This window comes from Natrinema sp. LN54 (genome assembly GCF_052439245.1).
In the GTDB taxonomy this organism is placed as follows: domain Archaea; phylum Halobacteriota; class Halobacteria; order Halobacteriales; family Natrialbaceae; genus Natrinema; species Natrinema versiforme_A.
Genome location: NZ_JBQVRP010000001.1, coordinates 75,149 through 98,704, shown reverse-complemented (window position 1 = coordinate 98,704; position 23,556 = coordinate 75,149). Strand labels below are relative to the sequence as shown.

Annotated in this window: 22 protein-coding genes; 13 read left to right on the top strand and 9 right to left on the bottom strand. The window is 65.0% G+C overall.

Annotated elements, in window-relative coordinates; genetic code table 11:
* Positions 1–33 precede the first annotated feature (33 nt).
* Positions 34–267 (bottom strand): MarR family transcriptional regulator, encoded by a 234-nt coding sequence (locus ACT4ML_RS00460; RefSeq protein ID WP_444719102.1) that lies wholly within the window; start codon positions 265–267, stop codon positions 34–36.
* Positions 268–454: 187 nt separating this feature from the next.
* Between ACT4ML_RS00460 and ACT4ML_RS00455 the strand changes: the two genes are divergently transcribed.
* Positions 455–760 (top strand): hypothetical protein, encoded by a 306-nt coding sequence (locus ACT4ML_RS00455; protein ID WP_444719101.1) that lies wholly within the window; start codon positions 455–457, stop codon positions 758–760.
* A 126-nt stretch (positions 761–886) separates the two neighbouring features.
* On the opposite strand, the gene ACT4ML_RS00450 is transcribed toward ACT4ML_RS00455, so the two are convergent.
* The 4 genes from ACT4ML_RS00450 to ACT4ML_RS00435 all read right to left on the bottom strand — a co-directional run bounded on the left by ACT4ML_RS00450 (position 887) and on the right by ACT4ML_RS00435 (position 6,394).
* A complete protein-coding gene (locus tag ACT4ML_RS00450; protein ID WP_444719100.1) occupies positions 887–1,732 on the bottom strand; it encodes a metallophosphoesterase in 846 nt (281 codons plus the stop codon).
* A gap of 10 nt (positions 1,733–1,742) precedes the next feature.
* Entirely contained in the window at positions 1,743–3,536 is a 1,794-nt protein-coding gene (locus ACT4ML_RS00445) for a hypothetical protein (RefSeq protein ID WP_444719099.1), read from the bottom strand.
* The gene (locus ACT4ML_RS00440; RefSeq protein WP_444719098.1) at positions 3,533–4,807 is read right to left on the bottom strand and encodes a Single-stranded DNA binding protein; all 1,275 of its coding nucleotides are present in this window, start codon (positions 4,805–4,807) and stop codon (positions 3,533–3,535) included. The genes ACT4ML_RS00445 and ACT4ML_RS00440 overlap by 4 nt, the downstream gene beginning before the upstream one ends.
* Positions 4,808–5,398: 591 nt before the next feature.
* Positions 5,399–6,394 (bottom strand): PhoU domain-containing protein, encoded by a 996-nt coding sequence (locus tag ACT4ML_RS00435; protein WP_444719097.1) that lies wholly within the window; start codon positions 6,392–6,394, stop codon positions 5,399–5,401.
* Positions 6,395–6,969: 575 nt separating this feature from the next.
* Here ACT4ML_RS00435 and ACT4ML_RS00430 point away from each other — a divergent pair.
* The 12 genes from ACT4ML_RS00430 (at position 6,970) to phoU (ending at position 19,002) form a co-directional block, all read left to right on the top strand.
* A complete protein-coding gene (locus ACT4ML_RS00430) occupies positions 6,970–7,944 on the top strand; it encodes a PstS family phosphate ABC transporter substrate-binding protein (protein ID WP_444719096.1) in 975 nt (324 codons plus the stop codon).
* A 41-nt stretch (positions 7,945–7,985) separates the two neighbouring features.
* Positions 7,986–8,927, top strand: coding sequence for a phosphate ABC transporter permease subunit PstC (gene pstC / locus ACT4ML_RS00425; RefSeq protein WP_444719095.1), 942 nt, complete (start codon positions 7,986–7,988; stop codon positions 8,925–8,927).
* A gap of 49 nt (positions 8,928–8,976) precedes the next feature.
* The gene (pstA, locus tag ACT4ML_RS00420) at positions 8,977–10,614 is read left to right on the top strand and encodes a phosphate ABC transporter permease PstA (RefSeq protein WP_444719094.1); all 1,638 of its coding nucleotides are present in this window, start codon (positions 8,977–8,979) and stop codon (positions 10,612–10,614) included.
* Between the two features lies 1 nt (position 10,615).
* Entirely contained in the window at positions 10,616–11,527 is a 912-nt protein-coding gene (gene pstB, locus ACT4ML_RS00415) for a phosphate ABC transporter ATP-binding protein PstB (RefSeq protein WP_444719093.1), read from the top strand.
* 7 nt (positions 11,528–11,534) lie between these two features.
* Entirely contained in the window at positions 11,535–12,254 is a 720-nt protein-coding gene (locus ACT4ML_RS00410; RefSeq protein WP_444719092.1) for a phosphate signaling complex PhoU family protein, read from the top strand.
* A gap of 399 nt (positions 12,255–12,653) precedes the next feature.
* Entirely contained in the window at positions 12,654–13,628 is a 975-nt protein-coding gene (locus ACT4ML_RS00405) for a PstS family phosphate ABC transporter substrate-binding protein (RefSeq protein ID WP_444719091.1), read from the top strand.
* Positions 13,625–14,548, top strand: a complete 924-nt coding sequence (gene pstC / locus ACT4ML_RS00400) for a phosphate ABC transporter permease subunit PstC (protein ID WP_138244407.1) — start codon at positions 13,625–13,627, stop codon at positions 14,546–14,548. Before ACT4ML_RS00405 ends, pstC (ACT4ML_RS00400) begins: the two co-directional genes overlap by 4 nt.
* Positions 14,548–15,426 carry a phosphate ABC transporter permease PstA gene (gene pstA, locus ACT4ML_RS00395; protein WP_444719090.1) on the top strand — a complete coding sequence of 293 codons (879 nt, stop codon included), beginning with the start codon at positions 14,548–14,550 and terminating at the stop codon, positions 15,424–15,426. Before pstC (ACT4ML_RS00400) ends, pstA (ACT4ML_RS00395) begins: the two co-directional genes overlap by 1 nt.
* 11 nt (positions 15,427–15,437) lie before the next feature.
* Positions 15,438–16,310: a phosphate ABC transporter ATP-binding protein PstB gene (pstB, locus tag ACT4ML_RS00390; protein ID WP_444719089.1), complete on the top strand. Its 873-nt coding sequence runs from the start codon at positions 15,438–15,440 to the stop codon at positions 16,308–16,310.
* Between the two features lie 203 nt (positions 16,311–16,513).
* Complete coding sequence (locus tag ACT4ML_RS00385; protein WP_444719088.1) at positions 16,514–17,005, top strand: metal-dependent hydrolase; 492 nt, start codon at positions 16,514–16,516, stop codon at positions 17,003–17,005.
* Positions 17,006–17,111: 106 nt separating this feature from the next.
* The gene (locus ACT4ML_RS00380; protein WP_444719087.1) at positions 17,112–18,269 is read left to right on the top strand and encodes a glutathione-independent formaldehyde dehydrogenase; all 1,158 of its coding nucleotides are present in this window, start codon (positions 17,112–17,114) and stop codon (positions 18,267–18,269) included.
* A gap of 61 nt (positions 18,270–18,330) precedes the next feature.
* Positions 18,331–19,002: a phosphate signaling complex protein PhoU gene (gene phoU, locus ACT4ML_RS00375; RefSeq protein ID WP_444719086.1), complete on the top strand. Its 672-nt coding sequence runs from the start codon at positions 18,331–18,333 to the stop codon at positions 19,000–19,002.
* A 52-nt stretch (positions 19,003–19,054) separates the two neighbouring features.
* On the opposite strand, the gene ACT4ML_RS00370 is transcribed toward phoU, so the two are convergent.
* From ACT4ML_RS00370 to ACT4ML_RS00355, 4 genes are all read right to left on the bottom strand, one after another.
* A complete protein-coding gene (locus tag ACT4ML_RS00370) occupies positions 19,055–19,630 on the bottom strand; it encodes a plastocyanin/azurin family copper-binding protein (RefSeq protein WP_444719869.1) in 576 nt (191 codons plus the stop codon).
* Positions 19,631–19,773: 143 nt separating this feature from the next.
* Positions 19,774–20,193, bottom strand: a complete 420-nt coding sequence (locus tag ACT4ML_RS00365; RefSeq protein WP_444719085.1) for a hypothetical protein — start codon at positions 20,191–20,193, stop codon at positions 19,774–19,776.
* A gap of 1 nt (position 20,194) precedes the next feature.
* Positions 20,195–21,976, bottom strand: a complete 1,782-nt coding sequence (locus ACT4ML_RS00360; RefSeq protein ID WP_444719084.1) for an FAD-dependent monooxygenase — start codon at positions 21,974–21,976, stop codon at positions 20,195–20,197.
* Entirely contained in the window at positions 21,976–23,556 is a 1,581-nt protein-coding gene (locus ACT4ML_RS00355) for an electron transfer flavoprotein subunit alpha/FixB family protein (protein ID WP_444719083.1), read from the bottom strand. Before ACT4ML_RS00355 ends, ACT4ML_RS00360 begins: the two co-directional genes overlap by 1 nt.

Genomic DNA, 23,556 nt, shown 5'->3' with positions numbered 1-23,556 from the left:
CGACCACTCGTCGGCTCCGCCCGCGTCTCGGGATTAGTTCGCGACGACGTACTCCGAGCCTGCCTGCTCGACGTAGCCGGCACTCGAGAGCGAGTTCAGCACGCTCAGAATGTCGATCTTCTTCATCGCCAGTATCTCCCCCAGTTCGTCGATCGTCGCGCCGTCGGCCGCCTCGAGATAGAGATAGACGAGTTTCGCGCTGGCTGACTCGAGGTCGCGGGGGATCGGCTCGAGCCGAGTGTCGTGGCGGTGTGTCTGTGAGGCCATTGTCATCAGTGTCGACCTCGTTCCGGTATATAAATCTACACGTGGTTGGCGTACTAATGAATACTAGGACTCAATACGAGGTGCGTCAACAGCCATCTGATTGAGGCGGCGAGTCGGTCTCGAGTCGGTCGACGAGTTCCAAACGGAAAGGCGATAGTTTACGGTCCTCAGCCCACCACCGGGAGACATGAGCGGAGACGAGCGGCCGAGCGCGCCGACGGAACTCGATCGCACGGGTCGCGAGGCGCTACGAGAACTCGCGACGCGAGAACCGGCGACGCTCCGCGCGGCGAGTAGCTATCTCGAGGAGTTGGCGTCGTGGAAGTCACGCCGGGAGGAAGGAGAGGCGACGGCAGCGGCCGATCCGGAGACCTACCCCGACGGCGTCCCAGAGCGAGCGACCGTCTCGGTGACAGAGATCGGCGGCACCGAGTACTACTATTACCAGTGGCGCGAGGGCGACGAGATCAGGTCGACGACCGAGCGGCGGTAGCCGAACGCGGCGGACACGGCCCCGTTCGACCGGAGCCGCGAAACTGTACCCCATTCTCATCGCACGGCGGTTCAACTGTCCGAGAAGTGACGGCCAGACTCGGTGTCGGAGCCGATCGCGGGCCCGTTAGACCGTTCCGTACGGGCCGAGCCGCGTCCCGTCCAACAGGTAGGCCTCGCCCTCGGCCAGCCCTGCGGGGAGAAACGGCGAGAGAAACGACTGCCCGGTCACGTTGATCCACGTCCCGCCGACGAGGTCGTTGAACGCCGGTATCACGACCACGCGCGGGGGCGATTCGTCCGCATCCTCGAGCCACGAGACCCCCTCGTACTCGGGGCGGTCGCGAAACGGCTCGGGATCGAGGCGGCCGCGCAGCCACGCGCGCTCGACGCGACTGCCGCCGACCTCGTCCTCGAGTCGCACGCAGGGGTGTTCGTGGCCCAGACAGAGCACGTCGCTCTCGAGGGCGGCCCGCGACGGCCACGTGTGGCCGTGACAGACGCCGATATCGCCGAGGGCAACGCCTTCGCCGGGGACGACGTCGACCGTCGCCCCGATATCGTCGCCGTCCGCCAGCCACGTTTCGATCCGGCCGTCGTGGTTGCCCTTGACGACGGTAACCGCGAGATCGGCTCCGAAGGATTCGAACAGCACCTCGAGTTCGCCGCGTTCGGCCCCGCCGGGGTCCCCGATCGAGTGCATCAGATCGCCGCAGACGACCAGCCGATCGGGATCGGTGCGCTCGAGCAGGGACAGCAGGCGCTCCCGGCGGTCGGGTGCCCGACTGGGAACGTCGACGCCGCGCTCGTAGCGCAGTCCCGCCTCGTAGCCGGCGTGGTAGTCGGCGACGAACAGCGCGCGCTCGCTGCCGACCGCGGCGGTCGCGGCCGGTTCGCCGGGAACGGGTTCGACTCGAGGCGGCCGCGATCCGGATTCGGCCGCGTTGGGGCGGGAACGGGGATCGTCTCGCATCGTCGCCCGATCAGATCGCTTTCAGCGTCTCGTCGTCGGGCTCGTAACACTGGCCGCCCATCAGGGCGTCCTGGATCGCGTCTTCGACCTCGGCGGCGGACACACCGGTGTCGTCGGCGACCGCTTCGATCAGCGCCGTCCGATCGGCACCGTCGCCGTCGTCGAGTTCCTCCATGGTCTCGACGACGTAGTCCTCAAGGTCGACGTCCGCGGCCGGTTCGTCGTTGCCGTCAGCGTCGGCTTCGGGCTCCTCGTCGGCTTCGGATTCGGACTCGGCGTCCGGTTCGTCGGTCTCGTCGGCCTCGAGCCCGGATTCCGGCGGTGCACCGAGGTCGTCGTCGGGCTCGGTCGATTCGGTGGCGGCGGTATCGCCCTCCGCCGGCTCGGCCGCCGTCTCAGCGTCGCCCGTGGCGTCGTCCGATTCGGACTCGTCGCCGGTCTCGACATCCTCCGGCTCGGGAACGTCGATGCCGGCCTCGCCGGGGTCGTCGACCTCGCTGCCGGTCGTGAACTCCGCGCCGAACTCCTCCTCGAGCTGTTCGCGCTCCGCTTCGTCCATCTCGTACATGCTGTCGTCGACGTCGCCGGCGTCGAAGTCGCCGAGATCGTCGTCGGCGTCGTCAGCGTCGTCGGATGCCGGGTCCTCGACAGCGGGCTCGTCGACGGCGTCGTCCGTCGTTTCGGTCTCGGTATCGGATTCGAGATCGACGGGTTCCGTTTCGTCGGCGCTCGCCGAGCCACCGGTCGCCGTCTCGGCGGTCTCGGATTCGGACTCCGAGTCGGTGACACCACTCGCGTCCGTGCCGAGGTCGCCCTCGGCCGTGTCGTTCTCGGACTCGGCCGCGGTCGGTTCGCTCTCGAGGTCAGCGTCGATGTCGGCGCTCTCGGCGGCGTCCGTCCCGGCGCTCGTCGCCGTTCCGGCCGCGGAGCCGGAGTGTGCGTCCTCCGGATCGGTTGCCGCCCCGCTCCCGCCGGCCGCCGCTGCGACGGGCTCCGGTTCCGCTTCGGACTCGGCACCGGCCTCGAGCGCCTCGGTATCGACGCCCTCGAGATCGGCGAGTGACGCGACGGACGCGTCGTAGTCGGGGCTCGTCGCGTCGGGCGCGATATCGAGTCCGCCCACCTGATCGCGCTCGCCGGCGACGACTTCGACCGCCTCGATCGCGCACTCGCGCAGCGCTGCGAGGTACGACGGCGTCGTCCCGTAGTGGTCTTGTGCGAGCGGAATCCCCGCCGCCAGACCGGATTCGACGCCGGCCTCGAGCAGGGCGTCGGTCAGCGCCTCGTCAGTCACACCGAGTTCGGTGGCTCCCGCGACGGTGCCGATCCGCTCGAGGGTTTGCTCAGCCGCGCTGACGACCCAGCGATCCCGGGTGTCGGCGTCGACCGTCGCGATGCTTTCCGGACGGATCGAGGTGTAGACCTGGTCCGAGTCGTCGGGCTGGAACGTCCGGGCCTTGCCCGTCACCGCGACGAAGGCCGGCGGTTCGGCCTGCTCTAAGAAGGCGAGTTCGTCGGGTTGGTACTGGCCGGCGTAGACGACGAACGCGCCGGTCGGGTCGACGACGCGGGCGCGGACCATCTCGTCGTTGACCGACGTGACTTCGGTCAGCGTCCCGACGGCGAAGACCCGGTTGAGCCGCGCGCCGGTCGGCGTGATCACGTAGTTCGGGGCTCGTTCCTCGTCGCTCTCGGCGTAGGAGAGCGAGGCGTCGTCGTACTCCGCCGCGAAGAGCCGGTAGGCGAGTTCTCGCCCCGGCACCTCGTCGTCGCCGTCACCGTTTCCGTCGCCGTTCGCGCTCATGCGTCCACCTCCTCTAAGAAGGCCGTCGCACGGGCGGCCGGATCGTCGTCGCTCTCCTCGAAGATTTCGGCATCGAGGTTCGCACCGTACTCGTCGACCGAGAGGTGACCGCGCACGCGGTACTCGCGACCGACGATGCGCTCGCGGATGCGATCCGCGACGACTTCCTGATCCATCGCCTCGCGGGCCTGCTCTAAGGCGTCCTCTAAGGTGCCGCCGTAGACGCGCTCGGTGAGTTCGTCGTCGAGGACGACGGTGACGGTCCCGGTGCCGTCGTCGAGGATCCCCTTGACGCGCATGTCGTCGATCCCGTCGACGTCGCCGTGGGTCCGGCACTGGCCCTTCTGGATGACGCGGTAGCACTCCGGACAGCGCTGGATGAGTCCGGAGCCGTCCCGGACCGCCAGTAGGTTGCCGACGACTTCCACGTCGTAGATGCCGCCGGTGCCGACGGCGTCGCCGACGTCCATCGTCGAGGTGTTACTGCCGACGTCGATCTCCCGATCGAGCGCGCTGACCGTCGAGAACTCCGAGACGTTGACCTCGGGCACCCCGCGGAACTCCTGGACGTAGGCGTTCTCGATGCGGACCGAGCCGCCGTCTTCGATCTCCGGAGCGGGGTCCCAGTTCGTGAAGGGGAGCCGACCGCTCTCGTCGCCGAAGACGCCGCTCAGGATGTCCGTTTCGCCGTCGCGGCCGTCGATCGTCTTGCGCTCGCACTCGAGGACCGAGACCTCGATGGTGACCGCGCGATCGCCGGTCTGGAGATCGGCCAGTTGGGCGTCGCCGCCGATTTCGTACGGCACCTCGAGCGAGTCGTCGTCGAACGACAGCGAGGTGCTCTCGCCGAGGTTGAGTTCGGGTTCGCCGTCCCACTCGCGGACGCCCGCGTTGCCCGCGGTGATCGTGTCGCCGGGCTCGAGGCCGAAGTCCTCCCACGCCGTGTAGTCGATGACGCCGGTCTCGTCGGCCAGCCGGCCCTCCACGATGACGTGATCGGAGCCCTGATAGCGGATCGACCGCTCGCCGGCCGTCAGGACGACGCCCGTGACGGTAACCGACCCGTCGTCGGGCGTGATTTCGGCGATGTCCTTCGCCGACGGTGTCCCGCCACCGCCGCCGGAATCGTCGCCGTACTTCCGTCGGAGGCTCTGTTTGGCCTCGTCGACCGGGACGCTGTACTCCACCAAGTTCTGCAGGTCGTCTTTGACCTCCTCTTTGTCAACACCGAGGTCGGAGGCGAGATCCTCGGCATGATCGTCGAGTTCCATCACTTGCCTTTCGAGTTGGGGCATAAAAAGCGTTCCCGGAGGAGGGTGAAAGTGAACCGGGCGGGGGATCGCTCGAGGCGTTCGTTCCCTGAATCACGTATAAAGGACTGAAATCGTCGACTCGTTCCGAAGTGGGCAGCCGATACTGCGGTGGCGCGCGCTGGACCACGGTGAGTCATTGACGAACCGTGGTCGAACCCGTGCGAGGGATGAGCGAGGGAACGACGTGACTGAGCGAATCGGTTGGGGAGGGCGTGGTGATTCCGTGTTGCCAGCCTGAGCAGAACGCTCTGCCTCGTTTCGTTCCCTCTTTCCAGCGAGTAAGAACATACCGTCAGTATACAGAGCACCCTCGAGGACAAGCGCCGGGTACCGGACTCAAACTGCGCATCTGCGCCGCTACCGGACGATAGCAACAGGACACAGAAGACCGCCATAGCGACCGCTCAGGGTTGTTGGAAAGACGGGGTAGGTCAGTCAGGTGAACACCCGTGGAAACCACGCGTGCTGAAAGGTAACTGTCTGACCGTGCCGTCTACCTCCCACTCACCGCTATCGGCATAAAACCCCTCCGGTACGCAGAGCGATCGCTCAGGGTCGCGGTGCCGCCTTCTGCAGCGCCGTCTCGGCGATGTTCCCGCCGTAGTCGGCGCTTCTGGACAGCGAGTCGACGATCAGTCCCAGCGACTGGGCCTGGACCGGCTCGAGGTCCCGAAGCATGTCGTCGATCTGGCGCGTGTGCTCGTCAATCTCGAGGACGTTCTCCCGGGCGTCGTGGCCAAGTTGATTCGCCTCGCCCGCATCGTCGGCGAACAGCGCGTCCATCGACTTCTCGAGGACCGTCGAGGCGTCGGCCTGCAGTTCCTCGAGCCCCTCCGCGACGGGTTCGGGGATCTCGCCGAGTTTGAGCGCGATGTTGCTGATCTTGGCCGCGTGGTCGGCCACACGCTCGAGTTGCCGAGCGCTCGAGTGAAAGTCGAAGCAGTCCTCGCGGGGCACCCCGAGTTCCTCGGCAGCGCGGGGCGATCGGAGGGTGGCGCGAAAGATTCGCGAAACGACCAGCCAGAGCCGGTCGACGTCGTCGTCGCGCTCGATCACGTCATGAGCGATGTCGTCGTCGTCCTCGATCAGCGCCCGGACGGCGTCCTCGAGCATCGATTGAGCGATCAAGCGCATGCGTGTCACGGCGTTGACGATCGAGAGTTCGGAGGAGTCGAGCAGGTCCTGAATGACCACGCTGTCGGTCGTCTCCTCGAGGACTTCGACGCCGACCAGTCCCTGCGTCGCGTCGCGGATCGCTCGACGCTGGTCCGTCGTGATCCGGCCCGCCTCGAGCCTGATGATGTCGAAGCCGCTGACGTACATCGTCATCACCGCCCGGGTCAGGCGCTCGCCCTCGAGACTCGAGATGTCGAGGGTGCCTTCCTGCCGGTCGGTTTCGTTCCGCGGCGTGAGCAAGAGCGCGTCGTCTTCCGGGTAGAACTCGACGGTCGTCCCGGCACTGACGTCGTTTTCGGTCGCCCACGTCTTCGGTAGCGAGACGGTGTACGTCGATCCGCCGGTCACCTGGACCTTGCGCGTCTCCATGTTGCGGGGGTTTCGACCGCCCGAATATAAATATATGTGCATCTATAGAGCACCGCCGATATACGGGTATAGTCGCCGTTCAGTGGTCGGTTCTGGCCGATTTTGGAATAGAGAAATACGTAGCAATACCGTCGTCGATGTTCTATACTATAGACCTATATAGCAGTGTGGTTGTGGAGTAACAACACACCGTCATAGTATCGATCGCCGATTCCCGCCCTCTAGTCACCGACCGACCCTGTACGCACCCCGAACTCGAGTCACCGGAATTGCCGCGAAACCGGGTTCGAACGGCCAGTGTCACGTCCGACTCGAGGCGTGACAGCGATCGACGAGTCAACGTCACAGTCGTCGGATGCGGAGCGCGGGATGGCTGTCGCGAGTCGAACTGGCCGGAACGACGTGAAATAGTCATCCGCGAGCGCCGTCACTCGATTCCCCTCAAACCGGCGAAATCGGACGCGAAAGACGATTTTCCAGAGACAGTAATTGTTCTATATAGGAATATGTGGCCACTGATCGATATATACGGCTCATAGCATCGTATTTTTATACCCTCTCGAATTGACCACGTGATGGCAGATAACCAGTTCGGACGCGACGCAGTATCGCGACGGAAATTCATCGCCGCAACCGGTGCTGCCGGTACGGCCGCGATCGCAGGGTGCAGCGACACGAGCAGCGGGAACGGCGACGGCGAGCTCTCGGGGGAGGTCATCGTCAAGGGGTCGAGCACGGTGTTCCCCATCTCCGACGCGATGGCCGAGCGGTTCATGGAGGAGAACCCGAAGGTCAACGTCACGGTCGACCCGACCGGCAGCGGTGGCGGCTTCGAGAACCACTTCTGTCCCGGTGACGCCGACATCAACGGCGCATCCCGGAAGATCAAGGAGGAGGAGCAAAACCACTGTGCCGAGAACGACGTCTCACCGATCGAGATGCATATCGCGGGCGACGCGCTCACGGTGGCCGTCAGCCCCGATAACGACTGGGTCGATAGCATGACCTTCGACGAACTGGCCCAGATCTGGGGCGACGACAGCGCCACCACGTGGTCCGACATCAATTCCGACTGGCCCGACGAAGAACTCGAGCTCTACGGCCCCGACACGACCTCAGGGACCTACGACTGGTTCAGCGAGAACATCAACGGCGGCGGTCACCGGACCGAGTACGAGGGTACCGAGGACGACAACACGATCATTCAGGGCCTCGAGAACAGCCCGTACGCGATGGGGTACTTCGGCTACGCCTACTACAGCGAAAACGAGGACCGCGTCAAGGCCCTCGAGATCGCAGAGAGCGACGACGACGAACCCGCCGCCCCGAGTCTGCAGGCGGCCAGCGAGGGAACGTATCCGCTGGCCCGACCGCTGTTCATCTACCCCGCCGAGGGCGCGCTGGAGCGCGAGCCGGTCTACGAGTTCGTGAACTTCTACCTCGAGAACTCGAACGCCGACTGGATCGCCGACGACGTCGGCTACGTCCCGTCGAACCAGGACATGGTCGACGAGAACATGAGCGCGCTCGAGGACGCAGCGGGCGAGTAACGCGGACGCCGATCGATTTTTCGGAGGAAACCGGATAGAAAATGAGTGACACATCAATGGAAGCCGATCTCACACGATCGGCAAACGGACGAATTGCAAAGGAGCGGTTGTACCACGGCTTGTTGTTCTGCTGTGCGGCGCTGACTGTCTTCGTGACGATCAGCATCGTCGCCACGCTGGCGATCGACGCCGTCGAGTTCTTTCGACGCGTCGATCCCCTCGACTTCTTCACCGGAACGGAGTGGGTCCTGCGGAGCGACAACCCGATTCTCGGTATCCTGCCGCTGGTGTCTGCCACGCTCATCGTGACGATCGTCTCGGCGCTCGTCGCGATCCCGGTCGGCACGGCGGCCGCGGTCTATCTGAGCGAGTACGCGAGCGATCGGATGCGATCAGTGCTGAAACCGGCCCTCGAGATCCTCGCGGGAATTCCGACCGTCGTGTACGGCTTTTTCGCGCTGGTGTACCTGACGCCGTGGCTCCAGCGGCTGGGGCTCGACCTGAGCCTGTTTAACCTGCTGTCGGCGTCGGTCATGGTCGGGATCATGATCATTCCGATGGTGTCCTCGATCAGCGAGGACGCGATGAGCGCGGTGCCGGACTCGCTACGGCAGGCAGGATACGGGCTCGGAGCCACGAAATTCGAGGTCTCGACGAAGATCGTCATCCCGGCGTCGATTTCGGGGATCTTCTCCTCGTACATCCTGGCGCTCTCGCGGGCGATCGGCGAGACGATGATCGTCGTGGTCGCCGGCGGCAGTCAGGGCCGAATGTTCAACCCGTCCGAACCGTTCGCGAACCTCCTCAATTCTGGGCAGACGATGACCGCTGCCATGGTGCAGGCGGTGACGACGGACCTGTCGGGCGGAACCGCCGGCTACTACTCGATGTTCGCGATCGGGCTGACACTCTTTGTCATTACGTTCAGCATGAACCTACTCAGCAACCGTATCGCCGCTCGGTACCGGGAGGAGTACCAATGAACCGACCACCCACTGCGACCGTCACGGTCACGACGGAGGTGCGTCGCTGATGGCGACGACCGACGAGTCGACGGGCGCTTGGTTCGGCGCGGACGGACAGGTGAGTCAGCTCCGCGGGCTGTTGTTCAAAGCCGGCTGCCTCGGCGCGACGGTGCTCACGCTGTTCCTCGTGTTCGTCTTTCTGGTCTACGTGGCGGTCGACGCGATCGAACCGAGGACGGCCGATCCCGCCTGGTGGGCGACGGTCGTCGTGACCGTCGCGGTCCCGGGGGTCGCCCTCTCGGCCTACTACTACCGCTTCGAACCACAGGCAGGTGAGGTCGCGTACACGGCCCTTGGACTGCCCGTCGCTGCGACGCTGCTCGCCGGCGGCGTCGGCATCGTTTTCAGGCACATCGTCAGCCCACACGAGTGGCTCGCGCTCGTCGTCGCGGTACTCGTGGCCTACGTCGTACTCGAGGTCCACGAGCGAACTCGGGACGCCGGAGCGCTCGAGCGGGCCGCGGTCGCCGTGGCTGTCCTGGTACTCACGATCGCCGGTGTCCCCGGGCTCGTCCCGAGTCTCCGTGCACTGATCCTGTCGCTTCCGGTCCTCCCGATGGCACCGCTGTCGCTTCTGGGAGCGTTCGTGGTCCCGATCGGGATCGCGGTCGGCTGGTACCTCCGTCGCGTCCGGGGGAGCGACCGGGCGGGCGTGATCGCTGGGGGAGCGACGGTCATCGCGGCCGCGCTCGGCGTCGTCGCCGGACCGGTTGCGGGCGTCTCCTGGACGACGTGGCTCATTCTGACGACGGTCGTCGGCGTTCCCGTCGGGCTCTACGTCGAACGGGTTCTCAGAGGGGGCGAGGGCGTCTCCGGACTCGCACTGCCGGTCGCACTCGCCGTCGGCGCGGTCGTCTGCGCCGTCGTCGTCGACGCGGCTGGATTCGCCGGCCCGAACGTCTGGCTCGACTGGGAGTTCCTGACCACCGCTCACAGTCGGACACCGCGGGAGGCAGGCATCTACCCCGCGCTCGTTGGGTCGGTGATGATGATCATCGTCGTCGCGCTCGCGGCGTTTCCGGTCGGTGTCGGCGCTGCGATCTACCTCGAGGAGTACGCGCCGAGCAACGGACTGCTCGGATCGATCGTCGAACTCATCGAGATCAACATCGCGAATCTCGCCGGGGTGCCGTCCGTGGTCTACGGACTGCTCGGCCTGGCGCTGTTCGTCAAGACGGGCGGGCTGCGTCCGGGAATCGTCGTCGTCGGTGGATTGACGGTCGCACTGCTGATCCTGCCGATCGTCATCGTCTCCGCACAGGAGGCGATCCGCGGGGTACCCGACTCGCAGCGACAGGCGGCCTACGGCATGGGTGCGACGAAGTGGCAGACGGTCCGGACCGTCGTCCTGCCGCGGGCGATGCCCGGAATTCTCACGGGGACGATCCTCGCGCTCGGCCGCGCGATCGGCGAAACGGCACCGCTGTTGATGGTCGGCGTTGCGGCGGTCGTCCGGATCTCGCCGAACTCGTTTGTCGGGCTGTTCAGCGCGATGCCGCGACAGCTCTACTCGTGGGCGCAGTTGGCCAAGCCGGACTTCTACCACGGCGTTCTCGCGGCCGGCGTCCTCGTGTTGCTCATCGTCTTGCTGATGATGAACGGCACCGCGATCCTGCTTCGCAACAAGTACCAGAAAGATAACTAAGATGACTCGAAACGACATTCGAAACGCCGACGACGGCGACGAGCAGCGAACGGACGGCAGCGCAACGACCGTCTCCGAACCGACTACGGGAGCCGACACGACGAACGACTCGCTACTCGACGACTCGTTCGATGTCGACAGGGGCTCCCTGCCGGCAGACACTGAGACGGTGATCGAGGCGCGGGATATCGATGTCTTCTACGACGACGTTCAGGCCCTGCAAGGCGTCGACATCGAGATCCCCGAAAACGGCGTCACGGCGCTCATCGGGCCGTCGGGCTGCGGGAAATCGACGTTCCTGCGCACGATCAATCGAATGAACGACCTCATCGACGCCGCTCGCGTCGATGGCGAACTGCGATTCGAGGGGAAGAACGTCTACGACGACGACGTCGATCCGGTCGCCCTGCGCCGGAAGATCGGCATGGTCTTTCAGACGCCGAACCCCTTCCCCAAATCGATCCGGGACAACGTCGCGTTCGGACTGGACGTACAGGAAAAAGACGTCGACGTCGACGAGACGGTCCGGAGCGCCCTCGAGCGAGCGGCCTTACTCGAGGAGGTCGAAGATCAACTCGACTCGAGCGGGCTGGACCTCTCGGGCGGGCAGCAACAGCGGCTGTGTATCGCGCGGGCGATCGCGCCGGACCCGGACGTGATTCTCATGGACGAGCCCGCCTCGGCGTTGGATCCGATCGCGACCTCGAAGATCGAGGACTTGATCGCGGATCTGGCCGAGGAGTACACGGTTATCATCGTCACGCACAACATGCAGCAGGCGGCCCGTATCTCGGACAAGACGGCGGTCTTCCTGACCGGCGGCGAACTCGTCGAGTTCGACGACACCGACAAGATCTTCGAGAACCCCGAGCACGACCGCGTCGAAGACTACATCACCGGCAAGTTCGGGTGACGGCCCGATGACTCGCGAGGACTATCGAGCGCGCCTCGAGCGGCTTCGCGACGCGGTCGTCTCGATGGGGGATCTGGTTTGTGACCGGCTCGCCGACGCCGTGACGGCGTTGTTTACCGACGATCGAGCACTCGCCGGCGAAGTGATCACGGACGACAGCAGCGTCAACGACCGGTACCTCGAGGTCGAGCGCGAGTGTCTCGACCTGCTGGCGCTGTACCAACCCGTCGCCGGTGATCTCCGAGTCGTCGTCGCCGCGTTCAAGATCGCCACCGACCTCGAGCGGGTCGGCGATCTCGCCGTCAATCTGGCCGAGTACACCCTGTCCTCGACGGACGCGTCGCCGCCGATTCCCGACGTCGATTTCGAGCGGATCGCCGCGCTCGCCCTCGAGCAGGTCGAGCGCGCGGTCGAGGCGTTCGGCACGGACGACGCCGACGCCTGTTTTGCGATCGCCGACCGCGACGACGAACTCGATGCCCGCTGTGCTACCGTCGCCGAGCGCGTCGTCCGGACGCTCATCGAGTTACGCGCGCCGGACCCCAACTCGAACAGGGGTCGGGACATCCGTCACGATCTCGTCGATTCGCCGATAGCGGACGTGATCTCCGACGTCTCGCGGACGTTCGTCATCGTTCGCGACCTCGAGCGGGTCGGCGACCACGCGGTGAACGTCGCCGCTCGCACGCTGTACGCCCTCGAGAACAGCGAGGAGTTACTCGTTTGACGCCGCTGTGGGTTCGAATCCGCTGTGCTCGCGTTCGTTGCTGTTTCTCCCAGTTGATCGTCGCTCGAGCACTGAAAACCGCCCCAACGCGATCTATAGACCGCTATACGGCGATATCGAGCCCGGAGGATGAAACTGTACTCGACGCCGTCCCGTGATCGTGGCTGCTCGTCTCGTAATCGAATCTATATATGCTGCCATTATTATCCGGCCGATAGATCCGAAATATTGTCCGTGATCGGTGGGTGAAAATACGGAACGTCAACTATTGGCATATGTATGCGTTTCGAGTACTGACGTTGGCACTCGCTGTACTACCACAAACACCCCGAATGAATACATAGTGCTATATAGTGCTCATAGTAGTATACTTACCCGTTCTGTGGCTTCGATTCGGTGATGTCGAGAGATACCACGGCGTCTTTGTCGACCGGCTTCGGTCGACGTGATTTTCTCGCCGCGGCAAGCGTTGCTCTCTCCGGTGGACTGGCCGGTTGTACCGGCGTCTTCGCCGCCGAGGGCAACCAAGTGAACATCGCGGGAAGCAGTACGGTATTTCCCGTGACCGAGGCGATCGCCTCCTCGTTCTCCGAAGAAAACCCGACGGTCAATTTATCGATGAGTAAGACCGGGACCGGCGGCGGATTCGGGAACTTCTTCTGTGCCGGTCGGACCGACATTAACAACGCGAGTCGGGCGATCGCCGACGCCGAAACCGAGCAGTGTGGCTCCAACGATGTCACGCCGCTCGAGTTCACGGTCGCAACGGACGCGCTGACGGTCGTCGTCAACCCCGATGCCGACTGGATCGACTGTCTCACCGTCGAACAGCTCCAAGAGATCTGGCAGGCCGACGGGGCGCAGCGCTGGAGCGATATCAACGAGGACTGGCCCGACGAAGAGGTCGAACTCTACGGCGCCGCGACGACCTCCGGCACGTTCGACTACTTCAAAGAGGCGGTCCTCGGCGAAGAACTGAACCACCGGAGCGACTACTACGCGACCGAGCGCGACCGAACGATCGTCCAGGGGGTTCAAGGATCGGAGGCCGCGATGGGCTACTTCGGCTTTTCCTACTACAGCGAAAACCCGAACTCGATCAAGGCAGTCTCGATCGACGACGGGAACGGCTGCGTCGAGCCCTCGATCGAGACGGCGAAATCCGGTGAATACACGCCGCTCTCGCGGCCGCTGTACATCTACGTCGCGAAGGAGTCACTCGCCGAACCCGCCGTACGGGACTTCGTCCGGTTCTACATGGAACAGGCCGCGACGGACCTCGTCTCGGAGGTCGGCTACGTGCCGATCACCGACCAACAACGCGACGACAACCTCGAGAAACTCGAGTCCCACATCGAGGAGGTGACCGAATGAGCGCACCCGATTTCTCTCACGACGCGAGCCGCACGGCGCGGGGCACCGTCTTTCGCTATCTCTTCATGCTGTGTGCGCTCCTGTCGATCCTGACGACCGTCGCGATCGTGTTGACGCTGCTGGTCGACGCGATCGATTTCTTCGCGCAGATCTCGGTCGTCGACTTCCTCACCGGAACGCGGTGGAGTCCGACGAACGACCCGATCGCGTTCGGCGTCCTGCCACTGATCTCGGGGACGCTGGTCATCACGATCGGCTCGGCGATGGTCGCACTCCCGATCGGCCTGCTGACGGCGATCTATCTCAGCGAGTACGCCTCCGAGCGCCGCCGGGCCTATCTGAAGCCGGCCCTCGAGGTGCTGGCGGGCGTTCCGACGGTCGTCTACGGCTACTTCGCGCTCGTCTACGTCACGCCGGCGCTGGACACGTTCCTGCCGCTCTCGACGTTTAACGCGCTGTCGGCGTCGATCATGGTCGGCATCATGATCATCCCGATGGTGTCCTCGATCAGCGAGGACGCGATGAGCGCGGTGCCCGATTCCCTGCGGCAGGCGAGTTACGGGCTCGGTGCGACGAAGTACACCGTCTCGACCTCCGTCGTCGTTCCGGCGGCGCTGTCGGGGATCTTCTCCTCGTTTATCCTCGCGCTCTCGCGGGCGATCGGCGAGACGATGATCGTCGCTATCGCGGCGGGACAGACGCCGCGACTGGCCGACGTGACCGATCCCGCGGGGCTGTTCCTCAACTCGATCCAGACGATGACCGCCGCGATGGTCCAGATCGGGACCGGTGACATCGTCGGACAAGGCGTCGCGTACAAGAGCCTGTTCGCGGTCGGACTCACCCTGTTCGTCATCACCTTCATCATGAACCTCGTCAGCGAGTTCGTCGCGTCGCGGTATCGCGAGGTGTATCGCTAATGGCGGCCGACACGCAGGACGCGCCCGACGCCGGTTTCGGGCAGGTCAGCCGGACGAAAGACGTCGCATTCCGCCTGCTCGCGCTGGCGGCGACGCTGCTCGGCATCGTCTCGCTGGCCGTCTTGCTCGCGAACGTCGCCGTCGACGCCGTCGGCTGGCTCGACTGGCAGTTCCTCACGAACCCGCCGCATCCGGACCCCTACGCGGCCGGGTACTTCCCCGCGCTGGTGGGCTCCATCGCGATCATGCTCCTGATCGCGCTGATCACGTTCCCGCTCGGGGTCGGGGCCGCGGTCTACCTCGAGGAGTACGCCGACGACGGCTATCTCACGAAATTCATCCAACTCAACATCGCGAACCTCGCGGGGGTCCCGTCGGTCGTCTACGGCCTCCTGGGACTGGGGCTGTTCGTCGGCCTCTTGAACCTCGGCTACGGGACGGTTCTCGTCGCCGGGTTCACCGTCTCCCTGCTCATCCTGCCGATCGTCATCATCTCGGCACAGGAGGCCATCCGATCGGTGCCCGACTCCCAGCGGCAGGCCTCTTACGGCATGGGCGCGACGAAGTGGCAGACGATCCGTAACGTCGTCCTGCCGCGGGCGATGCCCGGCATCATGACCGGGACGATCCTCGCGCTCGGTCGGGCGATCGGCGAGACCGCGCCGCTGATCATGATCGCCGCGCCCACGACCGTCTTCGGGATTCCCAACGGCCTCTTCAGCAAGGTCAGCGCCATGCCCCTGCAAATTTACAACTGGGCGTCGTACCCCGAGACGGAGTTCCAGTACGGCGTCGTCGCCGCCGGCGTCGTCACGCTGCTCGTCGTCCTGCTAACGATCAACTCGATCGCGATCGTCATCCGGAACCGCTATCAATAGAGATACTGACAATGACTAACGAACAGATGACTTCCTCGGAAACGGAACCGACCGACGACCAGCCAGCCCCGACGCCGGGAACCGGCGGCCTCGACGACCGCACCGCCGACACTGGCGGGGAGACCATGATGGATCGCACCCTCCTCGAGGCGCGCGATCTGGACGTCTACTACGGCGACGATCAGGCGCTCCGAGGGATCGACATGGAGATTCCCGAAAAACAGGTGACGGCGCTCATCGGCCCGTCCGGCTGCGGGAAGTCGACGTTCCTGCGCTCGATCAACCGCATGAACGACCTCATCGACATCGCTCGCGTTGAGGGCGACCTCTACTTCCGCGGGAAGAACGTCTACGACGACGACGTCGATCCGGTCGCGCTGCGCCGGAAGATCGGCATGGTCTTCCAGTCACCCAACCCCTTCCCGAAGAGCATCTACGATAACGTCGCCTACGGGCTGAAGGTCCAAGGGAAAGACGAGAACGTCGACGAGAAGGTCCACACTGCCCTCGAGCGAGCGGCCTTACTCGAGGAGGTCGAAGATCAACTCGACTCGAGCGGGCTGGACCTCTCGGGCGGCCAGCAACAGCGGCTCTGTATCGCTCGCGCCATCGCGCCGGATCCGGAAGTGATCCTGATGGACGAGCCGGCGTCGGCGCTCGATCCGGTCGCGACCTCGAAGATCGAGGACCTGATCGAGGACCTCGCCGAGGAGTACACGGTCGTCATCGTCACCCACAACATGCAGCAGGCGGCCCGTATCTCGGATAAGACGGCCGTTTTCCTGACCGGCGGCGAACTCGTCGAGTTCGACGACACCGACAAGATCTTCGAGAACCCCGAGCACGACCGCGTCGAAGACTACATCACCGGCAAGTTCGGATAACCCGCTGGTTTTCGTTCGATCGGTCTCGCGTTCCGTTCGAGTCGCGTTACAGTTCGCGTCCCACCGAGTCACCACACCGCGTCGAGTCGCCGTTCGTGTTCGTATTCGGTACGTCTACTCGCTCGAGAGACTGTCTGCGTCGCGACTAAGTGTCGATTTCTAACCACGTCGCTTATGCGCGGATATCGCATGGGTTGGAAGGGATGGTTGCCACTGGGGTCCACATCCTGATCGGTCTCGCGCTGGCCCTGCTCGTCTCCCGATCCGGACGGGCCGAGCCGTACCTCGTCGTTGCACTCGCCGCCATGGCCCCCGATATCGACACGTTCGTCTTCCGGCCGCTGGTCGAATTCGGATACGTTTCGGGGCCGCTATGGAGCCATCGGGGACTGACGCATTCGCTGCTCGGGGGCGTCGTCGTGGTCGCACTCCTCGCGTATTTCGGTCCGTGGCGAGCCGCCGCGATCGGATTCGGCTCGCACGTCGGCTTCGATATGCTGACCGGGGGCGTGCGACTGTTCGCTCCCGTCGATCCCACACTGTACGGAACGTCCGTCGATTGGCTGCTCCTGAATATGCTCGCGTCCGTGGTCGCAGTCATCATCATCCTCGGCGGGTTGCTCGGCATGAAATACGATTTCGAGCGCCCGATCGACGCGCACGCCCCGAAAACGACACTCGAGTGGTTCCGGTAGCCCGACCGATCACGATCGACCGACGGCACGGGTCAGCGACACCGTTGCGCCTGCGCGTGGTGGCTTTACTGATAGTCTCGGCGTGGCACGTCGTGGGTACCGATTAATGTCTATCAAAGGCTTAGTCTATCACGACGCACACGACGTCTCGATCGAAGACATCGACGAACCGGAGATTCAGAGCCCCAACGACGCAATCCTCGAGGTGACGACGACCGCGATCTGTGGCTCGGACTTACACATGTACGAGGGTCGAGCGGGGGCCGACGAGGGGATGGTCTTCGGCCACGAGATCATGGGCGAAATCGAGCGGGTCGGCGACGGCGTCGACACGCTCGAGGCGGGCGACCGCGTCGTCCTCCCGTTTAACGTCTCCTGTGGCTTCTGTGAGAACTGCGAGGACGGTGAGTACGGCTACTGTCTGAACGTCGCCGACACCCCCGGCGGGGCCTACGGCTACGTACAGATGGGGCCGTATCAGGGCGGCCAAGCCGAGAAGGTCCGGGTGCCCTACGCCGACTTCAACGCGCTGAAACTACCCGATGAGGGCCACGAGGAGGACTTCATCCTGCTCGCGGACGTCTTCCCGACGGGCTGGCACGGCACCGAGCTCGCGGACCTCCAGCCCGGCGAGTCGGTCGCTATCTTCGGGGCGGGCCCCGTCGGCACGATGGCCGCCTACAGCGCGAAGCTCAAGGGGGCCGCCGAGATCTACGTCGTCGACCGCGTCGACAGCCGCCTCGAGATGGTCCGAGAGCACTGCGACGCAACGCCGATCAACTTCGAGGAAGGCGATCCGGTCGAGCAAATCACCGAGGCCCACGGCGGCCCGGTCGACAAGGGCGTCGACGCCGTCGGCTACCAGGCCATCGAGGGCGACCGCGAGGGAGACCACGCCTACGACGCCGACCGGGAGAACCCCTCGATCGTGATCAACCAGCTGATCGAGGCCGTCATGGCCGGCGGGAAGATCGGCATCGTCGGTGTCTACACCTCCCAAGACCCCAACGAGCCCGACCACATCGCCGAACAGGGTAACCTGGACATCAATATCGGGCAGGCCTTCGAGAAGGGACTCAAGTTCGGCACCGGCCAGTGTCCCGTCAAACGGTACAACCGCCGGCTCCGGGACATGATCATCTCCGGGCGGGCGGAACCGAGCTTCCTCGTCTCACACCGCGTCTCACTCGAGGAGGCCCCCGAGATGTACGAGCGGTTCGACGAGCGCGAAGAGGGCGTCACGAAGGTCCTGCTTTCGCCGTAGCCGGCGAAAGTCCAATGTGACGCACACAGTCTTTATCAGGGACGGACGACGTGCCAACAGTATGGCCAGACAATCCTATCAGGAGAAGCTCACGGAACTCCGTGAGGACGTGCTCTACATGAGCGAAGTCGTCATGGAGCGGCTTCGAATGGGGCTCGACGCCCTCGAGCAGAAAGACGAATCGCTCGCTCAGGAAGTGATCGAGGGCGACGGCGAGATCAACCGGATGTACCTCGATCTCGAGCAGGACTGTATCGACCTGCTCGCGCTCCAGCAGCCGGTCGCGAGCGATCTGCGGTTTATCGCCGCCTCGTTCAAGATCATCACCGACCTCGAGCGGATCGCCGACCTCGCGACCAACCTCGGCGAGTACACGATGGACGCCGAACAGGACCTGTTCCCCGACGTCGACGTCCAGGAAATGGGCGATCTCACCCTCGACATGCTCGAGGACGCGATGATCGCGTACGACACCGAGAACACCGACACGTGTCGGCGACTGGCGTCCCGCGACGACGAACTCGACGAGTTCGCCGAACGGGCGAGCGAGATCGTCGTCCGCGACCTGATCGAACGCGAACTCGAGTCGCCCGACGAGGTCGAGCGGATCCTACAGGACGTCTCGCGACTCCTACTGACGATTCGAGACCTCGAGCGCGTCGGCGATCACACGGTCAATATCGCTGCGCGGACGCTGTACATGGTCGAAAACGACGACGAACTCATCTACTAACGGCCGATTCGGTCGGGGCTGATCGAGACGCCGCCGAACGGTGGCTGACCTCTTATTCGGATTCGTTGCCGCCCTCGGACTCGTTGCCACCTTCGGATTCGTTACCGCCCTCGGTTTCGTTACCGCCCTCGGACTCGTTGCCGTCTTCGGATTCGTTGCCACCGCCGCCGTCGCCGCCATCGATCTCGAGATCGCCTCGCATCTGGGTTTCGTGCGGTTGGCAGACGTACTGGGCCATCTCGCTGCTCGCCGTGATATCCAACATCTGTTCGTCATCGGGTTCCGTGACCTCCTCGGTCGAGAGGTCGTCGACGACTTCGTCGCTGTCGTCTCGAATTTCGATATTGTGGTTGGACCCGTCGCCTTCCGTCCAGCCGATCGTGTAGTCTTCGCCCTCCTGCAGGATCAGCGTCGGGTTCGACTCGCCCTCGATCTGGGACGGTGCGAGTCCTTCCCACTCGGACGTCTGCCCGCTGAACTCGATGTCGGTGCCGGGGTCGATCTCGTAGCCGTCACCGCTGCCACCGTTGCCGCCGTTGCCGCCGTTGCCGCCGTTACCGTTGCCGCCGCCGCCACCACAGCCGGCGATAAACGCCGTTGAACTCGCGACACCTGTCAACTGAAGCATCCGCCGTCGGGATAACCGATCGTCTCGTGCCATCAGGCTGACTTTGTGCCCAACGGGAATAGTCGAATACCCGTCTACTGCGTGGGAGTCAAGTACGGGTCGGTTTGGGACACGTTGACGCCGATTTCGGCTGTCGGCCTTCCTCACCGTGTCGGCCGTGGCCCCGTCCCTGATTCACGCTCGGGAACACGTGTCAACAACTGTGTCGTATCAATGATGTTTCGGGTCTCGAGCAGCAGTTCGGCCGCCGTCCGAATCGCGAACTCGGCCTCGAGATCGACGCCGTGACAGCGCGCGTAACACTCGAGCCAGCGGTTCATCGCGTCCTCGAGCGCGGCGAGCTCGGCCGCAGTGAGCGGGACCCTGCGGCCGCCTGTCCGGGCCTCGACGTAGAGCCAGACGGCCTGTCCCGCCCCCTCTCGGAGGTATGCGGTGGGGTCGTCGGGTTCCGTTCCCGTACTCGTCGAACCGGCGGGTCGGTGCCCGTCGCCGCTCTCGAACGCGGCTCGCTCGCGCTCAGCGCGGCGAGCGAGCGCGGCGATGCGAGGCCCGTACCGGCTCATATTATCCCTCGCGGTAGTCCACGCCCTTGCCGCCGCGGGGGTGTTCCCACTCGGTGTCGGCGACGATCGCACAGGTGCCACACTCGACGCAGGGCTGGGTGTCCAGACTGACCAGCGTCTCCTCGGTGCCGTTCGTCTTGACGACCTCCGAGCGGTAACAGCCGCCGCCGAAATCCGCGGCGCTGACCGGACAGGCCGTGACGGCCGCGCCGCTTGCCGCGACGGATTCGTCTCTGAGTTCGATATGCGGGTTCCCCACGTCGGTGTCATACGTCAGGTCGCCGATTCGCTCCTCGAGACTCGGCGGCTCGATATCGCTCTCCCAGTGGATCGTCTTGCCGTGTTCCTCGGCGATCACCGTCGGCAGGGAGACGTAGCCGGTCTTCGTATCGGGGAGCATCGACACCAGAAACGGCGAGTTGTACGCCCGCTGTAACAGCCGGTCCGCGATCGGGTTGCCGACCGCGAGCGATCCGAGCGGCGACTCGAGCACCCGTTCGACCGCGTTCGTCACGGCGTCGTTCTCACCAAGGGTCCGGGAGAGTTCGTACCGCTGCGGCCGGAGTTTGTCCATCGTACCCGATTCCTCGAGCATCGTCGTGTACCGCCGGCCCGCCGCCTCGGAACCGGGATCGCCGCGCGCGGCAACGAAGGCGTCGGCCGCGAGCGCGCCGGCGGTGACGGCGTGGTTCATCCCCTTGATGATCGGCCCTTGGGCCTGCATCTGGCCGGCCGCGTCGCCCACGAGGACGAGCCGGTCGCGGTATGGCTCGCGGTGGGCGACCTTCTTCGAGTCCGGGACGAGCTTGGCGGCGTACTCGCGCTCGCGGTACTCGTTTTTGAACCAGCCCGCCAGCAGCGGGTGGGTCAGCAGGGCGTCGAGCAGTTCGTGGGGTTCCGCCTCCCGCTCGACGAGGCTGTCGAGGTGGAAGACGGTCCCGATCGACAGCGAGTCCTCGTTCGTGTAGCAAAAGCCGCCGCCGCGAACGCCATCGAAGAGGTCGCCCGAGAACAGGTGAGCGGCCCCCTCGTCGGGCTCGAGATCGAACCGGTCGTCGATCGCCTCTGGGTCCATGTCGACGACGGCCTTGACGCCCTGGAACCACTCGTCGGGTTCCTCCCAGTCCATCAGCCCGGCGTCGCGGGCGAGTTCGGAGTTGACGCCGTCGGCCGCGACGATCAGGTCCGCCGCGATCGGCTCGAGTTCGTCGCAGGTGACGCCGACGATCTCTCCGTCTCGCGGGCCGCGAGACGGCTTCGCCGTCTCGTTCGAGGCGGTGTCACCGCCTCGCCGCCCGCTCGACTCGTCCGAGGGTCGTACGCGACCCTCGCTGTCCTCCCTGAGCAGGCCGTTCACTCGAACGTTCGTCAGGACGCCGCCGCCCGTCTCACTGGTCTTCTCGTGGACGCGGGCCTCGAGCCACGAGTCCATCTGCCGGCGAAGCACGGCGTCACACCAGTCGGTGTCGTGCTCGTGGAGGTCGGCCAGCTCGTACGTCTTGACCGAGTTCCCGGCGACGTTGTGGATGTAGTAGTCCGTGACGGGCCGCTCTGTCGCTTCCTCGCGGACGCCGTCGAAGAGGTCCGCGAGCGTGTACGGTGCGGACTCCTCGGCGTAGAGCAGCCCGCCGGAGACGTTCTTCGAGCCGGCCTCCGTTCCGCGCTCCAAGACGAGCGTCTCGACGCCGTGGTCGGCCAATCGCGCGGCCGCCGCGGCCCCGCCGGGGCCACAGCCTACGACGACGGCTTCGTAGTGTTCGTAGTCGTCCGTCGCGGCCGCCATCACTCGTCACCCCCGTCGGCGACGGCCTCGGGCTCGAGATCGATCGCCCCCGATTCGACGGCTTCGGTGAGCCGCGGCAAGACCTCGAAGAGATCGCCCTCGATGAAGTAATCCGAGAAGTCCCGGATGCGGGCGTCGGTGTCGGTGTTGACGGCGATGATCGTCTCGGACTCGTCCATGCCGACCTTGTGCTGGACCGCCCCGGAGACGCCGGCCGCGATGTAGACGTCGGGCGCGACGACCTGCCCGGTCTCGCCGATCTGGCGCTCCTCCTTCGAGTACGCCTCGACGTGGCCCTCGAACTGGTAGGAGGAGGTGACGATCCCCCGCGTAATCCCGAGTTCGGCGTCCTCGAACGCGTCGACCAGCTCGAGACCCAACTCCATCCCCGCAGTCGGATCGTCGGCGATCCCGCGGCCGAGACAGACGATCACGTCGTGGCCCGTGAGATCGATCCCGGCCTCGAGCCGATCGTACTCGGTGATCGCGACGCGGAACCAGTCGTCGTCCAGTTCCATGTCGTGTTCGACGACCAGTCCCTCGCGGTCGGGGTCCGGATCCATCGGGTCGAAGCTCCCAGGAATGACCGACGCTCCCTGCGGGTGGAAGTCCCGGCCCGGATTGTCGAGACAGAGGATCGTCGAGTACTCGAAGCCCGAGAAGTCCGGCCGCTTCATGTGCAGGACCTTCTCGACGGTCTTCTTCACGCCGGGTTCGCCGGTCTTGACCGGGTTCGAGACCTCCTCGTCCGCGATGAACAGATCCGAACAGTCCGAGGCCAGTCCGGAGTCGAGTTCGGCCTGGACCGTCGCCGAGAGATCGCGGCCGTTGTTCGTCGCCGGAAACAGGATATAGCGCGGTTTGTCGTACTCGCGCCAGTCGGTGCTCTCGACGGTTCCATCGCCGCGAGCCATGTGGGCCGCGATTTCGGCGTACGGTTTGTGCAGGAACCGCTCGAGGCGCTCGTCGTCGTGATAGACCGCAACGTCGGCCCCGTAGGCGATGCACTCCTCGGCGAGGCCCTTGCAGTCGTCGCCGACGAGGACCGCGACGACCGCCTCTTCTTCCCCGTAGTCCGCCTCGAACTGGTCCATCAGTTCGCGGGCCTTCCCGAGCATCTCCCTTGCGACATCGAGCAACTCGCCGCCCTGCGTTTCACAGAAGACCCACATATCGGCGTAGTCGCCGTCCTCGAGCGCCCGCACGTGTTTCTTGTCGCGGGTGGGATGGGAGAGCCCGTCGTCTTCTTCTTCGTCGGTCTCGGGCTCCGCTCCCGTCTCCCCGGTCGCCGCGGCTTCGTCCTCGCTCTCCGCGTCGCCCGCTGCTTCGTCGCCCACGGACTCCCTCGTCTCCTCGTACTCGCCTTCGGTTTCCGTCCCCTCCTCGACGCCGTCGCTTTCACCCTCCGCGTCGGCACCGATCGCCTCGAGTCGCTTCCGGACCGCCTCGCGGGCCGTCGCGCGGTCCTGCCCGGTCCGCTCGGCCTCGAGGATCGCCTGCAGTTCGTCTACGTCGTCGACCGTCTCGAGTGCCGCCGTCAGTTCGTCGACCGTGTGGTCGTCGGGGTCGATCGCCGTCAT

Coding starts and splice junctions, on each gene's coding strand:
- ACT4ML_RS00440 (WP_444719098.1), bottom strand. CDS start 4,807: ATGGAACTCGACGATCATGCCGAGGATCTCGCCTCCGACCTCGGTGTT.
- pstB (WP_444719093.1), top strand. CDS start 10,616: ATGACTCGAAACGACATTCGAAACGCCGACGACGGCGACGAGCAGCGA.
- pstA (WP_444719094.1), top strand. CDS start 8,977: ATGGCGACGACCGACGAGTCGACGGGCGCTTGGTTCGGCGCGGACGGA.
- pstA (WP_444719090.1), top strand. CDS start 14,548: ATGGCGGCCGACACGCAGGACGCGCCCGACGCCGGTTTCGGGCAGGTC.
- ACT4ML_RS00360 (WP_444719084.1), bottom strand. CDS start 21,976: ATGGCGGCCGCGACGGACGACTACGAACACTACGAAGCCGTCGTCGTA.
- ACT4ML_RS00405 (WP_444719091.1), top strand. CDS start 12,654: ATGTCGAGAGATACCACGGCGTCTTTGTCGACCGGCTTCGGTCGACGT.
- pstB (WP_444719089.1), top strand. CDS start 15,438: ATGACTAACGAACAGATGACTTCCTCGGAAACGGAACCGACCGACGAC.
- ACT4ML_RS00435 (WP_444719097.1), bottom strand. CDS start 6,394: ATGGAGACGCGCAAGGTCCAGGTGACCGGCGGATCGACGTACACCGTC.
- ACT4ML_RS00380 (WP_444719087.1), top strand. CDS start 17,112: ATGTCTATCAAAGGCTTAGTCTATCACGACGCACACGACGTCTCGATC.
- ACT4ML_RS00460 (WP_444719102.1), bottom strand. CDS start 267: ATGGCCTCACAGACACACCGCCACGACACTCGGCTCGAGCCGATCCCC.
- pstC (WP_444719095.1), top strand. CDS start 7,986: ATGAGTGACACATCAATGGAAGCCGATCTCACACGATCGGCAAACGGA.
- ACT4ML_RS00355 (WP_444719083.1), bottom strand. CDS start 23,556: ATGACGGCGATCGACCCCGACGACCACACGGTCGACGAACTGACGGCG.
- pstC (WP_138244407.1), top strand. CDS start 13,625: ATGAGCGCACCCGATTTCTCTCACGACGCGAGCCGCACGGCGCGGGGC.
- ACT4ML_RS00430 (WP_444719096.1), top strand. CDS start 6,970: ATGGCAGATAACCAGTTCGGACGCGACGCAGTATCGCGACGGAAATTC.
- ACT4ML_RS00370 (WP_444719869.1), bottom strand. CDS start 19,630: ATGCTTCAGTTGACAGGTGTCGCGAGTTCAACGGCGTTTATCGCCGGC.
- phoU (WP_444719086.1), top strand. CDS start 18,331: ATGGCCAGACAATCCTATCAGGAGAAGCTCACGGAACTCCGTGAGGAC.
- ACT4ML_RS00445 (WP_444719099.1), bottom strand. CDS start 3,536: ATGAGCGCGAACGGCGACGGAAACGGTGACGGCGACGACGAGGTGCCG.
- ACT4ML_RS00385 (WP_444719088.1), top strand. CDS start 16,514: ATGGTTGCCACTGGGGTCCACATCCTGATCGGTCTCGCGCTGGCCCTG.
- ACT4ML_RS00365 (WP_444719085.1), bottom strand. CDS start 20,193: ATGAGCCGGTACGGGCCTCGCATCGCCGCGCTCGCTCGCCGCGCTGAG.
- ACT4ML_RS00455 (WP_444719101.1), top strand. CDS start 455: ATGAGCGGAGACGAGCGGCCGAGCGCGCCGACGGAACTCGATCGCACG.
- ACT4ML_RS00410 (WP_444719092.1), top strand. CDS start 11,535: ATGACTCGCGAGGACTATCGAGCGCGCCTCGAGCGGCTTCGCGACGCG.
- ACT4ML_RS00450 (WP_444719100.1), bottom strand. CDS start 1,732: ATGCGAGACGATCCCCGTTCCCGCCCCAACGCGGCCGAATCCGGATCG.